Here is a 13,904-nt window from a genome sequence, read left to right on the forward strand (position 1 = left end):
CCCGCCGGCGCCGCCGTCCCCTGTCCGCGCCCGCGCGCCTCCCGGTGTCGCGCCGCACGGGCGGGTGGATCCTCGTGGCCGCCGCCCTCGTGCTCCTCGTCGGCGGCGCGGGCCTCGGCTCCGCGCTCCGCGCCGGCGTGAGCGCGCCCGTCGCGGATCCCGCCCCGTCCGTCACGTCGCCGTCCGCGGACCCGTCCTCCTCGACCGGCCTCCCGGCCGACGCCGTGAGCATGCGCTCCGAGCTCGACGAGGGCGTCACCGCGCAGCTCGCCGTGACGGCCAAGCCGTGGGGCACGCGCTTCGACTGGAGCTGCGCCTACGCGGGCGGCGGCGCGCGCAAGGGCGCCTACGACCTCGTGGCGATCGCCGACGACGGCACCCGCACGATCGTCGCCACGTGGGGCGCCGGCCAGGCCGAGGCGACCCAGCTCGCGGCCACCTCGAGCCTCCCCATCGAGCGCATCCGCGAGGTGCAGATCACGCCGTCCGACTCCGACGTGGTGCTGGCGAGCCGGGACCTCTGAGGCGTCCCCTGATAGCATTGCTGGTATCGAGGAGGTGCATCATGTCGATCGGTGAACTGGTCCATGCCGCACGACGGAGCCGCGGATACACGCAGCGCCAGTTGAGCGGTCGCTCCGGGGTTGCGCAGTCGACGCTGTCGGAACTGGAGTCCGGGCGGCGCAGCCCCAGTGCCGAGACCGTCGATCGGCTCCTGCTCGCGACCGGGCATCAGCTCATCTCGATCCCGACCCGGCGGCAGACGGCAGCCAGCGCGACGGCGGAGATCGCCTCGCGACTGGCAGAAGGGGACAGGGAGCTCGCCGTCCGCCACTTCATCCAGCTCGCGGACGACCTGGCTGCTGTCCACCACGAGGTCCGCTTCGCGCTGACCATCGCGGAGCCGGCTCGAACGGGCGAGAAGCGCTGGGACGCGGCTGTCGCAGGCCTCGTGGAGCACCGGCTCGAGGAGGAGGGCCTCCCTCTCCCCTCCTGGGTCAGCTCGGACGAACGCCGGCTGCGGAGGAGCTGGATCTTCGGAGACGGCGTCTACGACCTGCCGGTGGACCCGGAGCGCGCGGTCCCGGCGTTCCGGCGTCATGGCGTGCTCCTGGATCCGGCCACCCTGGCGAGCGTCTGATGCATGCACTCGACCGGAGCGCGTTGATGGCCGCGCTGTCCGAGCTCATCGCCGCGCTGCGGCTCCGTGGCGTCACCGGGCGCATGCAGATCTTCGGGGGCGCGGCACTCACGCTGTGCCACTTCGATCGCGGGACGACGGTCGACATCGACGCGCGCCTGAGGTTCGATGGCGACGTGCAGGAGTCCGTCACCCTCATCGCGGAGAGGCGCGGTTGGGGCTCGGACTGGCTGAACGACGACGGGGCGTTCTTCATCCCGGCGTACGGCCGCGACGTGGAGTGGATCGAGATCTTCGTGGGGGAGGGCTTGGTGGTCGAGATCGCATCGGCCGAGGCCCTGCTGGCGATGAAGCTTCACGCCGGGCGCCCAGGTCGCGACGGCCGGGACATCTCTCGCCTCATGGTCATATGCGGGCTCTCGTCCCTGTCCGAGTTGGAGGACCTGCATGAGGCCTACTACCCGGGAGACGACCTGTCGGCGCAGGCGGAGAAGCTCATCCTGAGGATCCTCGACGTCGGACTCCCTGAGCGCCCCGACACCCCGCCGCCGCCGGTGGTCGGCTGACGGCGGATCACCCGCCCGACCCCTGGCGCGCCGCCCGCGCCGCCCCGTAATCTGGCGATCCGTACCCGAGGAAACGCGAGCAGGCGAGGACCCGATGAGCGACCCGGCAGCGCAGGCCGACGTGCCCGACGTGCCCGCGATGAGCGACGCCGACGCGGCCGTGGTCGCCGCCCGCTGGAAGCGCAACGCGACCCTGTTCCTCAGCGGCCAGACCGTCTCGCTGTTCGGCTCGATGCTCGTCCAGTACGCGGTCATGTGGTACGTCACGTTCGAGACCCGCTCGGGCCTCGCGATCGCGCTCTACGCGGTCTGCGCGTTCCTCCCGCAGGGCATCGTCTCGATCTTCGGCGGCACGCTCGCCGACCGCATGAACCGCCGCGTGCTCGTGATCGTCTCCGACAGCACCATCGCGATCGTCACGGTCGCGCTCGCCCTGCTGATGATGAACGGGGTCACCGACCTCTGGATCATCCTGCTCGCGGTGGCCGTGCGCTCCGTCGGCGCCGGGTTCCAGACGCCCGCGGTGCAGGCGATGATCCCGCAGATCGTGCCGCCGGAGCAGCTGCTGCGGATCAACGGCATCTTCGGCACCATCCAGTCGGCCATGGCCCTGCTCGCGCCGGCCGCCGCGGGCGCGGTCTACGCCGCCTACGGCCTCGTGCCGCTCTTCTTCGTCGACGCGATCACGGCCGCCATCGGCATCGCGTTCCTGCTCTCGGTCGCGGTGCCGACGCTCGCGTCCATCGCCGACAAGACGTCGACGTACCGCGAGGACCTCGTCGAGGGGATCCGCTACATCGGCGGCAACCCGGTCGTCCGCTGGCTGCTGGTTCTCTTCGCGATCATCTTCCTGCTCACGGTGGCACCGTCGTTCATCACGCCGCTGCTCGTCGCGCGCACCTACGGCACCGAGGTGTGGATGGTGACGGTGCTCGAGATCGCCTTCAGCGTCGGCATGCTCGGGGGAGGCGCGCTCGTGTCGACGCTGTTCGCGAAGTCCGACCGCATGACGCTGATCCTCGTGAGCTGCTTCGGCTTCGCGATCTTCACCGCCGGCCTCGGCCTGAGCCCCAACCTCTGGGTGTTCTACGGCTTCATGTTCGCAATCGGCCTGTTCGTGCCGCTGTTCTCGGCGCCGTTCATGACGCTCGTGCAAGAGACCGTCGCGCCCGAGATGCACGGCCGCGTCTTCAGCTACGTCGGGATCGTCATGGCGCTCGCGACCCCGATCGGCGCGGTCGCCTTCGGCCCGCTCGCCGACGTCTTCAGCGTGCAGACGCTGCTGGTCGCGGCGGGGATCATCACGGTCGTCGTGATCACGGTCGCCATCTCCCTGCCGTCCGGCCGCGCCGCGATCCGGATCGCCCGGGAGAAGAAAGTGGAGGCGGATGCGGTGGAAACTGCGGTTTCCGATGCCTCGCCCACCGTAGAAGACCCTCCGCGTACGACCCCCGTTGCCTAGCCCTTCCCTTGCGCAGCTGGATCAGCCACCGGCGCTCGGCGAGCCGTGGATTCCGTTGCGCGCGACAGGCGAGCCGCATCTGAGAGCGGATGCCGAGGAGGGGCGCAGCCACCGTGACGGTGGCTGCGCCCCCTGGTCGTCCAGCTAGGCGAGTCGAGACCAACTCAGATCGTGTCGAGGTCAGTCAGGCCTTCGATCGCGGACGATCACTGCGTACCGGAGAGCGCGAGGGCATAGGTGTGGGGCTCACGTGCTTCTCCGACTTCGCTCGTCGTGACGGCGCCTTCGGTGCCGAACGTGGTGATCTGATCTTCTGTGCGCTCGTCGGCCCTGGTGTCCACGAACAGGTCGTGGCCGATGTTGCGTAGGCCCTCGACGGACGCGATATCCGCTTCATGGGCGTCGTCGGTGAGGACGAATTGATGAGTCTGAACGGCACCATCCGCTTCCGGGATGCTGTTCCGGACGGAGATCGCGCGCTGGGAGAAGCTGCTGTTCGACGCCCGGGCGGATGTGACGTAGTCATTCTCGGAGTCGCCGGTGGTGAACAAGAAGGTATCAGACGCGTTTGACGCCTTCCACAGCTGCACCCCCTCGAACTGACCGATCGCGACCAAGTCATCCTTCGAGAACCCGGACGCGGAGGCGACATGAGCCAAGGCGCGGTTCGGGACGGCAGATTCTTCGATGCGGCCCTCGGCGGCTGTGGAATCATTGAGGGCATCACTGCGGATCCGGCCGACATCCAAGGCCGTGGCTCTGGCGTTGAGGCTGGCAGTCTCCCCGGGCGACTTCCATCTGAACGCACCCTTCCGGTAGTTCCGGGTGTCGTAGATCGTGGCCTGGTAGCTCCACGCGTTCGTGGTGGCTGTGCCGAGCCAGACCTGTATGTTGGCCAACCCGGTTATCGTCTCCTCGGTGAATCCGGCCGTGATCCCTGTGCGACTCTGGTACACCGTCCCCTCTGTATAGATGACGTCAGGAGCTGCGCTGCCGTCGAAGAAAGTCGCGGTCGCTGCATGCGCTGGCGTCGCCACGGTCATCGCCAGTGCGGCAGCGGATAGAAATGATGCTATAGCAATTCGATTTCGTTTCATCAGATGGTTCCTTTCGTCGGTGTGCCTATGTTGGGAGTCAGTCTCCAAGCTCAACTCGCCGGAACCATTCCACATCCGAAGCGTGGCAAGGTAATAAATCGAAACACAGTGCCGTGACTGCGTCGCCGCTGGTGGTCAGCGAGAAGATGGCGGCCTGCGGTGCGCGGGCGATATCATCGCAAGATGAAATACCGAAGCGTCGCGTGCGCGTCATTTCTGTGCATGCGGAATCAGGCAGTGGATTGAGGAGCGATGACATGATGGGATTCAATGCACGGCTCACGGCCGCCCTGGCGGAAGCGCAGGCACGACGTCAGCGAGCGGAGAGCGACCGGGCCCCGGACCACAGCAGAGGTGATCGACCGGATGCCTTCGATGGGCACGCGACCCCGTTGCCGCCGTACGAGAAGGCCGCTCGCAGAAGGCGCTGGTGGCAGAGGCGACTCTGATCGTCCTCGGGCGATGAGGCCGCCTCTCGTGCCACGGTGGTCGCATGCCGTCGTCCATCGCCGTCCTCTCCGACCTCCACGGCATGCTCGGGGCGCTCGACCGGGTGCTCCGGGAACCCGCGATCGAGCGGGCCGAGCTGATCGTCGTCACTGGGGACCACATGTGGGGACCGCAGCCGACGGAGGTGCTCGACCGTCTGCTCGCTCTCGGCGACAGGGCGATCCTGGTCCGTGGCAACGCCGACCGGGAGCTGCTGCGGATGTCGCAGGGCATCGACGTTGGTCTGTCCGACGATCCCCTGTCCGTGTGGGGCGCCGCCCAGCTGACACCCGTCCATCAGCAGCTCCTGGAGCGCATGCCCGAGCGGATCACCCTCGACGTGGACGGCTTCGGGCCGGTCCTCCTGTGCCATGCCACCCCGCGGGACGACGAGGAGATCGTGCTCGTCGACAGCCGTCAGGAGCGCTGGGACGAGGTGCTGCGCGACGTGGATCCCGCCGTCCGCGCCGTCGTCTGCGGCCACACCCACATGCCGTTCGTCCGGCTCGTCGACGGCCGGCTGGTGATCAACGCCGGGAGCGTCGGGCTCCCGTACGGGAGAGAGGGGGGCTCACTGGGCGGTGCTCGAGGCCGGGGCGGTCGTGATCGGGCGCACCCGCATCGACGCCAACGATCTCATCCGCGAGACGGCCGTATCATCGGCCTACCCGGACGTCGTCGCCTGGCTCCAGGAGGCGGTCCGCCGACCGTCGACCGACCGCGAGGCGTTGGCCGCGTTCGGACCGCGGGACGGCCGGTGACGCCGACAGCTCAGGTCGTCAGCCCTCCGCGTGATCGCGCACCGCGAGCTCGTCCGCGTACGCCGCGATGGCGCGTCCGTAGCCGGGAACGGTCGGCGCGAGCCGCCGCAGCGCGAGGGCCAGCGCCTCCGTCGGCCGCCCGGCGTCGTGCAGCGCGAGGGCGAGGAAGGCGTCGCGCCCGACCGCGTCGTCGTCGTCCGGCAGGGCCTCGAGCAGGGCGACGGCCTCCGCGGGCTCGCCGACGTTGCGCGGCGAGCTCGCGAGCTGGATCACCGCGAGCGGTCGGTGCTCGGGATCCAGCCCGCCGTCGAGCGCGGCTCGATACAGCGGCACGGCCTCCACCTCCTGGCCCACGTAGTCGTGCGCGCAGGCGAGCTCGAAGAGGCCGCGCGGATCTCCGTCGGGCCGCTCGGCGACCAGGGCGCGCATGCCGGCGACGGTCTCGTCCGCGCGCTCGTCGTCGGCGGCCGCCCAGAAGGCGGCGACCCGGGCGTCCCAGTCGTCGTGGTCCATCCCGCCAGCCTGGCAGCCGCCGGTCAGCGCGACCGCGCCGGCGGCGGCCCCGTCGTCGCCCGGCGCACCAGCCGCGTCGGCAGCTGCACGCGCATCGCGTCGGGCTCGGTGCCGGCCATCAGCGACATGAGGAGGTCCACCGCGGTGGTGCCGAGGCGCTGCATGGGCTGGCGGATGGTGGTGAGCGAGGGCGTGATCTGCGAGGCCTCCGGGATGTCGTCGAAGCCGATGACGGAGAGGTCCTCCGGCACGCGGATCCCGAGCTCGGCCGCCACCTGGAGGATGGCGATGCCCGAGAGGTCGTTGGCGGCGAAGATCGCGGTCGGCCGGTCCGACATCGAGAGGAGGGCGCGCGCCGGCTCCCGCGCGGGCGCCGTCAGGAAGAACCCAGAGCGCACGAGGGCCGGGTCGAACGCGATGCCCGCCTCCTGCAGCGCGCGACGGTAGCCGGTCTCGCGGAGGGTCGCGGATCGGAGGTCGGGGCGGCCCGCGAGGAAGCCGATCCGCCGGTGCCCGAGCTCGAGGAGGTGCCGGGTCGCCTGGAGCGCGCCGCCGAGGCTGTCGGACTCGACGCTCGGGAGGTCGGCGGGCCCCGTGTGCGGGTCGATGGAGACGACGGGGATCTCGGTCGACGCCGTCACGACCGTGGGCGTCACCATGATCGCGCCGTCGATGAGGGTGCCGCTCAGCCGGCTGAGCGACCGGCGCTCCCAGCCCGTGTTGTCCACCTGCCGGGATCCGCTGTAGGCCAGCAGGTCGTACGGCGACGCCCGGAGCGCCGCGCCCACGCCCTTCAGGATCTCGGCGCTGAACGGCTCGAAGCCCGCCACCAGCACGCCGATCACGCCTGTGCGGTGGGAGCGCATGCTGCTCGCGACGAGGCTCGACTCGTAGCCGAGGCGCTCGACGACCTCCATCACGCGGCGCGACGTCTCGGCCGATATGCCGTACCGCCCGTTCACCGCCTTGGACACGGTCGACACCGAGACGCCGGCGGCAGCGGCGACGTCGTGGATGGTGGGGCGGCGGGACATGGACCGCACCCTACGCCTGGAGAAAAGGATTTCGAAAACGTTTGACGAAGATCGGTGCGCGACCGAGACTTGCCCGGCCGGCCCCCGTCACGACGACGCGACGACGCGACCGCGACACGGGACCGGATCGAGTCGCACCCCACAGCACCAGGCACGCGGCTCGTGCACGCCCACCCCCCGACACCCGCCAGGGTGCGCTCAATGAAGAGACAGGTAGAACGACATGAAGGCACGGAAGATCCTCACGGGATCCGCGGCCCTGCTCGTGGGGGCCCTCGCCCTCACCGGCTGCAGCGGCAGCGGTTCCGGCAGCGGCGACGACGGCGGCCCCGTCGAGATGACGCTGTGGCAGAACTCCACCACCGGCCCGGGCAAGGCGTTCTGGGAGAAGGTCACGGCCGACTTCAACGCCGCGAACCCCGGCGTCACCGTGACGGCCACCTCGATCCAGAACGAGGACCTCGACGGCAAGCTCCAGACCGCCCTGAACTCCGGCGACGCGCCCGACATCTTCCTGCAGCGCGGCGGCGGCAAGCTCGCCGCCACGGTCGCGGCAGGGCAGATCATGGACATCACCGACGGCATCTCCGCCGACGTAAAGGGCCAGATCTCGCAGGGCGCGTTCGACGCGAACTCGATCGACGGCAAGGCGTACGCCATGCCGGTCGCCGTGCTCCCCAGCGGCATCTTCTACAGCCAGGACCTCTTCACCGCGGCCGGCATCACGGAGACGCCGAAGACGATGGACGAGCTGGACGCGGCCGTCGACAAGCTCAAGGCCACGGGCGTCGCCCCCATCGCGCTCGGCGCGAAGGACGCCTGGCCCGCCGCGCACTGGTACTTCAACTTCGCGCTCCGCGAGTGCAGCTCCGCCACGCTCGAGAAGGCCGCCACGGACAAGGACTTCAGCGACGACTGCTGGATCAAGGCGGGCCAGGACGTCGAGGACCTCGTGGGCACGAACCCCTTCAACGACGGCTTCCTCACCACCGCCGCGCAGCAGGGCGCCGGCTCCTCGGCCGGCCTCATCGCCAACAAGAAGGCCGCCATGGAGCTCATGGGCGCCTGGGACCCGGGAGTCATCGCGGGCCTGACCCCCGACCAGAAGCCGCTGGCCGACCTGTCCTGGTTCCCCTTCCCCGAGATCTCCGGCGGCAAGGGCGAGCCCGGCTCCATCATGGGCGGCATCGACGGGTACTCCTGCTCCGCGCAGGCCCCGAAGCAGTGCGTCGACTTCCTCAACTACATCGGCACCGCCGACGTGCAGAAGGAGTACTACGCGGCCTTCAACGCCCCGCCCGTGAACACCGAGGCGCAGACCGCGGTGACCGAGCCGTACCTGAAGGAGATCCTCGCGGCGTACAACGACGCGCCCTACGTCTCCCAGTGGCTCGACACGGTCTACGGCCTGAACGTCGGCAACGCGATGAACGTCGGCGTGGTCGACCTCATGGCCGGCGATGGCAGCCCGGAGAAGCTCATCCAGACCGTCGGCGACGCGGCCAAGAAGGCCTAGGCGCTCGACATGGCTATCCGCGAGAGCTCGCTCGACGAGCAGCGTCCCGCGGCTGATCCTGCACACCCCGAGGGCGGCGTCGCGACGACGCCGCCCTCGGCGGTTCGTGCGCGACGCCGCGGCCTCGGCTGGTCCGGTCGCCTCGAGGTCCTGATCCTCGTCGGCCCGGCCCTCCTCTTCTTCGTGGGCTTCGTCATCTACCCCGTGGTGATGGCGGCCTACTACGGCTTCTTCAGCTGGCAGGGCTTCGGCCCGCCCACCGTGTTCGTGGGCTTCCGGAACTACATCACGATCCTCCAGGACCCCACGTTCCACGAGGCGCTGATGCACAACGCCGTCATCGCGATCCTCGTGGCGCTCCTGCTCAACCGGAAGCTGCGCGGCCAGTCGATCATCCGCGTGCTGATCTTCGTGCCGTACGTGATCTCCGAGGTCGTCGTCGGCACCGGCTGGAGCCTCATGCTCCAGGGCTCCGGCGCGCTCAACGGCTTCCTCGCGAACATCGGCCTGGCCGACCTCCAGCAGGACTGGCTCGCCAACCCCGACATCGCGATCTGGTCGCTCATGACGATCATCACGTGGAAGTACATCGGCTTCGCGGTGATCCTCTTCCTCGCCGGCCTCCAGGGCATCCCCGAGGAGCTCTCCGAGGCGGCCGCCATCGACGGCGCGTCCTACTGGCAGATCCAGCGGCGCATCACGCTGCCGCTGCTCGCGCCGACGCTGCGCATCTGGGCGTTCCTGTCGATCATCGGCTCGCTGCAGCTGTTCGACCTCGTCTACATCATCTGGGGCCAGTACATCTCGGCCACCGCGGGCACCTCGACCATGGCCACGTACCTCGTGGCGAACGGGCGCGGATCCGGCAACTACGGGTACGGCAACGCCGTCGCCGTGGTGCTGTTCCTCATCTCCCTGGTCGTCGCGCTCATCTACCAGCGGTTCGTGCTCAACCGCGACACCGCCGGCGCCCTCACGGGTGCGGAAAGGAAGAAGAAGTGAGCATCGTCACCGCGGCTCCGCGCAACGCGGACCTGGATCCCACCTACTCGACGAAGACGCCGAAGCCGAAGCGCGCCAAGGTGCCCGGGCAGGGCGGCAACCCCATCCCGTACCTCGTCGCGGTCGTGCTGATCGCCCTGATGCTGACGCCGGTGGCGTACATCATCCTGGGCGGGTTCCGCACGAACGCGCAGATCACGACCGACCCGGCGGGCTTCCCGTCGCCGTTCCAGATCCAGAACTACCTCGACGTGCTCGGGGGCTCGATGTTCTGGAGGCAGGTGGGCAACTCGCTCATCGCCGCGATCGGCACCACGGTCGGCGCGGTCGTGCTCGGCCTCATGGCGAGCTACGTGCTGGCGCGCTACACGTTCTTCGGCCGGGGAGCGCTCTACGCGCTGTTCGCGTCGGGGCTCATGTTCCCGATCACCGTGGCGATCACGCCGCTCTACATCGTGATCCGCTCGCTCGGCCTCACGAACTCGCTGCCGGGGATCATCCTCCCGCAGATCGCGTTCGCGCTCCCGACGACGATCATCATCCTGGTGCCGTTCCTGCGGGCCATCCCGGACGAGATCCAGGAGGCCGCGTTCATCGACGGGTGCAGCCGCATCGGGTTCTTCTTCCGCATGGTCGTGCGGCTGTCGATGCCGGGCGTCATCACGGTCGGGATCCTCGCGTTCATCGGCAGCTGGAACAGCTACCTGCTGCCGCTGTTCCTGCTGAGCGACGCGTCGATCTACACGCTGCCGCTCGGCGTGCAGTCGTTCTCGTCGCAGTACTCGGTGGACACGGCCAAGGTGCTCGCGTTCACGTCGCTGTCGATGATCCCGGCGCTGATCTTCTTCTCGATCTTCGAGCGCCGCATCGTCGGCGGCCTGACCGGCGCGGTGAAGGGGTGACCGGGGCGGAGTCCTCGCAGCCCGTCGTCGTCGCGCTCCCCGAGGTGTCGGAGCGCGTGCGCGAGCTGCACGCGCGCATGACCCTCGAGGAGAAGCTGGCGCAGATCGTCGGCTACTGGGTCGACCAGGGCGGCGAGGTCGTCGCGCCCATGCAGGGCGAGATGGCCACGACCGGCCGCTACGAGGAGGCGACCGAGCACGGCCTCGGGCACCTCACCCGCGTGTACGGCACCCGGCCCGTGGATCCGGTCGAGCGCGCGTCCTGGCTGTGGGCCGAGCAGCGCCGCCTCCAGAAGGAGACGCGGCTCGGGATCCCGGCGCTCGTGCACGAGGAGTGCCTCACCGGGCTCGCCGCGTGGCAGGCCGCGACCTTCCCCACGCCGCTCGCGTGGGGCGCCTCCTTCGACCCGGGCCTCGTGGAGGAGATGGCGGCGCTCATCGGCGGGTCCATGCGCGAGCTCGGCGTGCACCAGGGCCTCGCGCCCGTGCTCGACGTGATCCGCGACGCCCGCTGGGGCCGCGTCGACGAGTGCATCGCCGAGGACCCGTACGTGGTCGGCACCATCGGGACGGCGTACGCGAAGGGGCTGCAGTCGGCCGGGATCCACGCCACGCTCAAGCACTTCGTCGGCTACTCGGTCTCGCAGTCGGGGCGCAACCACGCGCCCGCGCATGTGGGCCGGCGCTTCGTGGAGGACGTGCTGCTGCCGCCCTTCGAGATGGCGGTGCTCGACGGCGGGGTGCGCTCGGTCATGAACTCGTACGCGGAGATCGACGGCGCGCCCGTCGGCGCCACGACGGAGTACCTCACCGACGTGCTCCGCGGGCGCTGGGGCTTCGACGGCGTCGTGGTCTCCGACTACTTCTCCGTCGCGTTCCTCCAGGTGATGCACGCCGTCGCGGGCGACCGCGGCGAGGCGGCGGCGCTGGCCCTCGAGGCAGGGATCGACGTGGAGCTGCCGACGGGTGACGCGTACCTCGCGCCGCTGGCGGAGCGGATCCGCGCCGGGCTCGCCGACGAGTCCCTCGTCGACCGGGCGGTGCTCCGCGTGCTCGACGAGAAGGAGGAGCTGGGGCTGCTCGACGCGACGTTCGAGGATCCGCCCATGGAGATCGACCTCGACACCCCGGCCCACCGGGACGTCGCGCGCCGCCTCGCGGAGGAGTCGATCGTGCTGCTGGCGAACGACGGCACGCTGCCGCTCGCGGGCGGCGACCGCGCGGCTCCCGGACGCATCGCGCTCATCGGCCCCAGCGCCGACAGCGCCGAGGCGCTCATGGGCTGCTACTCGTTCGCGAACCACGTGCTCGCGCACCACCCGGGCACACCGCTCGGATTCGCGATCCCGACCGTGGCCGAGGCGCTCCGCGCGGAGCTACCCGACGCGGAGGTCGTGTTCGCGCACGGCGCCGACGTCGAGGGCGACGACCGCTCCGGCTTCGACGCCGCGGTCGAGGCGGCACGCGGATCCGACCTCGCGGTCGTGGTCGTCGGCGACCGGGCGGGCCTGTTCGGCCGCGGCACGGTCGGCGAGGGCAACGACGTCGAGAGCCTCGAGCTCCCCGGCGTCCAGCGCGAGCTGGTCGAGGCCGTGCGCGCCACCGGGACCCCCGTGGTCGTGGTGCTGCTCACCGGCCGACCGTACGCGGTGGCCTGGGCGCTCGAGGGCGATGCGGCTCCGGCCGCCGTGCTGCAGGCGTTCTTCCCGGGCGAGGAGGGCGGATCCGCGATCGCGGGCGTCCTCTCCGGCCGGGTGTCGCCGTCGGGCCGGCTGCCCGTGTCGCTCCCGCGCTCCGCGGGCGCGCAGCCGTTCTCGTACCTTCACCCGGTCCTCGGCGGGCCTTCGGAGGTGACGAGCGCGGATCCCACGCCCGTCCTCCCGTTCGGGCACGGGCTCTCGTACACGACGTTCGAGCGCTCGGACCTGCGGGTCGATGTCGCGGAGGTGGCCGCGGGGGAGTCGTTCACGGCCACCGTCGACGTGCGCAACACGGGCGACCGGGACGGCACCGACGTCGTGCAGCTCTACGCGCGTGACGTGCAGGGCAGCGTCACCCGGCCCGTCGCGCAGCTGCTCGGCTACCTGCGTCTGGACCTGGCCGCGGGCGAGTCCGCGCGCGTCACGTTCCGCGTGCCCACCACCCGGCTCGCCCTCACCGACCTGCGGTACCGCCGCGTCGTCGAGCCGGGCGCGGTCGAGCTGTGGGTCGGGCCGTCGAGCGCCGTGAAGGAGACGGAATCCGCGATCGCGGTCGTCGGATCCGTGCACCATGTCACGATCGCGGACGAGCGGTACGTGGGCACGTCGGTGGAGCGCGTCCTTGCCGACGGCGAGCCGCACCGCGAGGTGCGCTGACTTTATTCAATCGTCGGATTTCGCAAGTCATCGCAAATTTCTCCCCGGGCTCGCGCGAATGCTTCGTGAGCTCGGGATGAGTTATGCGCCGTGATCGCCTCTGAGTGGGAGGAAAGGCTCGGGCGTGCGAGGCGTAACGTTACGGCGCTGTTGCCCCCCTGCCATCGGCACTCCTCGAGGCCCTATAACGGGGGGGGCTAAAGGCACGCGAACTGCAGGCAGTCATTCCAATAGGCTTGGGATGTGAGCACGGAAAAAGTACGCCCTGAGGGGCTCGACGTCAAATTCGAGAGCGACGAGGACAAGCGAAGCCCGAGTGGCCTACTTGCGCTTGCTTTTTATATATTGTCGATTGCACTTCTCGCCTTGGCTATCTTCACTTTTACCATCGACTCTCCATCTAATTTGTGGAATGGGGTCGGGTTGCTCAGTTTCAGTGTTACGAGCTTAGGCGTGGCAATAGCGCTCTCGATCTACCGCCGTCAAGGTGTCGAAGGGCGGAGGCAAGTCGCCGAAAATCGGCGCCAAGGGGCCGCCGATGCTCGTCTTCTCGAGAAAATTGATGGGAACTCCACTTCCGCCGCTACGCATGCGGCCTCCACGTATGACATCGTGAAGGAAATGGGTAACGTCAGGGATATCGCCGATGCAGCGTTGTCTGCAGAACCGGGCGTGGGCGATGCGGGAATCGAATCTGAAGAGTCGACGGAAGAATTCGAAGCCGAGGAGTCGACCGAAGAGGTCGAGGCTGATATCGTCCGCGTAGGCGGTGATGGTGAATACCGTAAACCGGCCGCGGTTCCTCTTTCTGTGCTGGCTGATTTGGTACAGGCCTGGGACCACCCAAGGCATCCTCGTGATCGGTGGACGGTCGGCAACCTGGTGGGTTCCTATCGCAAGATGAATGCCAATGGGAAGTTGACTAGCGCGCCTTGGATCGTCACTTTCAGGCGCTCAGGTGGCGAACAGGTCAATTACCGAGTGGCCTACGCGGGAACTCGAGGGCGCGGACCCGTCATCAGCGAAGTGTGACCTGCGAGGCGACGCGTTACTTCGTTGAGGGA

General features: G+C 69.3%; 14 protein-coding genes and 1 pseudogene. 11 read left to right on the forward strand and 4 right to left on the reverse strand.

Annotation, left to right across the window (positions count from 1 at the left end; all coding sequences use genetic code 11):
• The 4 genes from HDR73_RS13500 to HDR73_RS13515 all read left to right on the forward strand — a co-directional run.
• On the forward strand, positions 1–524 hold a 524-nt coding region (locus HDR73_RS13500), incomplete at its 5' end, for an anti-sigma factor (RefSeq protein WP_287136466.1).
• A 41-nt stretch (positions 525–565) separates the two neighbouring features.
• Positions 566–1,141, forward strand: a complete 576-nt coding sequence (locus HDR73_RS13505) for a helix-turn-helix domain-containing protein (protein WP_012298281.1) — start codon at positions 566–568, stop codon at positions 1,139–1,141.
• A gap of 26 nt (positions 1,142–1,167) precedes the next feature.
• Positions 1,168–1,707 (forward strand): hypothetical protein, encoded by a 540-nt coding sequence (locus HDR73_RS13510; RefSeq protein ID WP_012298282.1) that lies wholly within the window; start codon positions 1,168–1,170, stop codon positions 1,705–1,707.
• Positions 1,708–1,801: 94 nt separating this feature from the next.
• Positions 1,802–3,169, forward strand: coding sequence for an MFS transporter (locus tag HDR73_RS13515; protein ID WP_041464389.1), 1,368 nt, complete (start codon positions 1,802–1,804; stop codon positions 3,167–3,169).
• 206 nt (positions 3,170–3,375) lie between these two features.
• Here HDR73_RS13515 and HDR73_RS13520 read toward each other — a convergent pair whose 3' ends face one another.
• Positions 3,376–4,266: a hypothetical protein gene (locus tag HDR73_RS13520; protein WP_012298284.1), complete on the reverse strand. Its 891-nt coding sequence runs from the start codon at positions 4,264–4,266 to the stop codon at positions 3,376–3,378.
• A 37-nt stretch (positions 4,267–4,303) separates the two neighbouring features.
• Entirely contained in the window at positions 4,304–4,525 is a 222-nt protein-coding gene (locus HDR73_RS13525; RefSeq protein ID WP_133064111.1) for a hypothetical protein, read from the reverse strand.
• 273 nt (positions 4,526–4,798) lie between these two features.
• Here HDR73_RS13525 and HDR73_RS16615 point away from each other — a divergent pair.
• Both HDR73_RS16615 and HDR73_RS13535 read left to right on the forward strand, forming a co-directional pair.
• A pseudogene (locus HDR73_RS16615) lies at positions 4,799–5,257 on the forward strand (metallophosphoesterase family protein); the annotation flags it as partial.
• A gap of 100 nt (positions 5,258–5,357) precedes the next feature.
• Positions 5,358–5,516 carry a hypothetical protein gene (locus HDR73_RS13535; protein ID WP_215905400.1) on the forward strand — a complete coding sequence of 53 codons (159 nt, stop codon included), beginning with the start codon at positions 5,358–5,360 and terminating at the stop codon, positions 5,514–5,516.
• 18 nt (positions 5,517–5,534) lie between these two features.
• Here HDR73_RS13535 and HDR73_RS13540 read toward each other — a convergent pair whose 3' ends face one another.
• Positions 5,535–6,029, reverse strand: coding sequence for a tetratricopeptide repeat protein (locus HDR73_RS13540; protein ID WP_012298286.1), 495 nt, complete (start codon positions 6,027–6,029; stop codon positions 5,535–5,537).
• A 23-nt stretch (positions 6,030–6,052) separates the two neighbouring features.
• Entirely contained in the window at positions 6,053–7,063 is a 1,011-nt protein-coding gene (locus HDR73_RS13545) for a LacI family DNA-binding transcriptional regulator (protein WP_041464391.1), read from the reverse strand.
• Between the two features lie 223 nt (positions 7,064–7,286).
• Here HDR73_RS13545 and HDR73_RS13550 point away from each other — a divergent pair, with 223 nt between their 5' ends.
• From HDR73_RS13550 to HDR73_RS13570, 5 genes are all read left to right on the forward strand, one after another.
• Positions 7,287–8,579: an extracellular solute-binding protein gene (locus HDR73_RS13550; RefSeq protein WP_012298288.1), complete on the forward strand. Its 1,293-nt coding sequence runs from the start codon at positions 7,287–7,289 to the stop codon at positions 8,577–8,579.
• Positions 8,580–8,588: 9 nt separating this feature from the next.
• Positions 8,589–9,581, forward strand: coding sequence for a carbohydrate ABC transporter permease (locus HDR73_RS13555; protein WP_041464392.1), 993 nt, complete (start codon positions 8,589–8,591; stop codon positions 9,579–9,581).
• The gene (locus HDR73_RS13560) at positions 9,578–10,483 is read left to right on the forward strand and encodes a carbohydrate ABC transporter permease (RefSeq protein ID WP_012298290.1); all 906 of its coding nucleotides are present in this window, start codon (positions 9,578–9,580) and stop codon (positions 10,481–10,483) included. The genes HDR73_RS13555 and HDR73_RS13560 overlap by 4 nt, the downstream gene beginning before the upstream one ends.
• A complete protein-coding gene (locus HDR73_RS13565; protein ID WP_012298291.1) occupies positions 10,480–12,840 on the forward strand; it encodes a beta-xylosidase/alpha-l-arabinosidase in 2,361 nt (786 codons plus the stop codon). The genes HDR73_RS13560 and HDR73_RS13565 overlap by 4 nt, the downstream gene beginning before the upstream one ends.
• Positions 12,841–13,083: 243 nt before the next feature.
• Positions 13,084–13,872, forward strand: a complete 789-nt coding sequence (locus tag HDR73_RS13570) for a hypothetical protein (RefSeq protein ID WP_133064112.1) — start codon at positions 13,084–13,086, stop codon at positions 13,870–13,872.
• Positions 13,873–13,904: the final 32 nt, after the last annotated feature.

This window comes from Clavibacter sp. (assembly GCF_014802555.1).
In the GTDB taxonomy this organism is placed as follows: Bacteria; Actinomycetota; Actinomycetes; order Actinomycetales; family Microbacteriaceae; genus Clavibacter; species Clavibacter sepedonicus.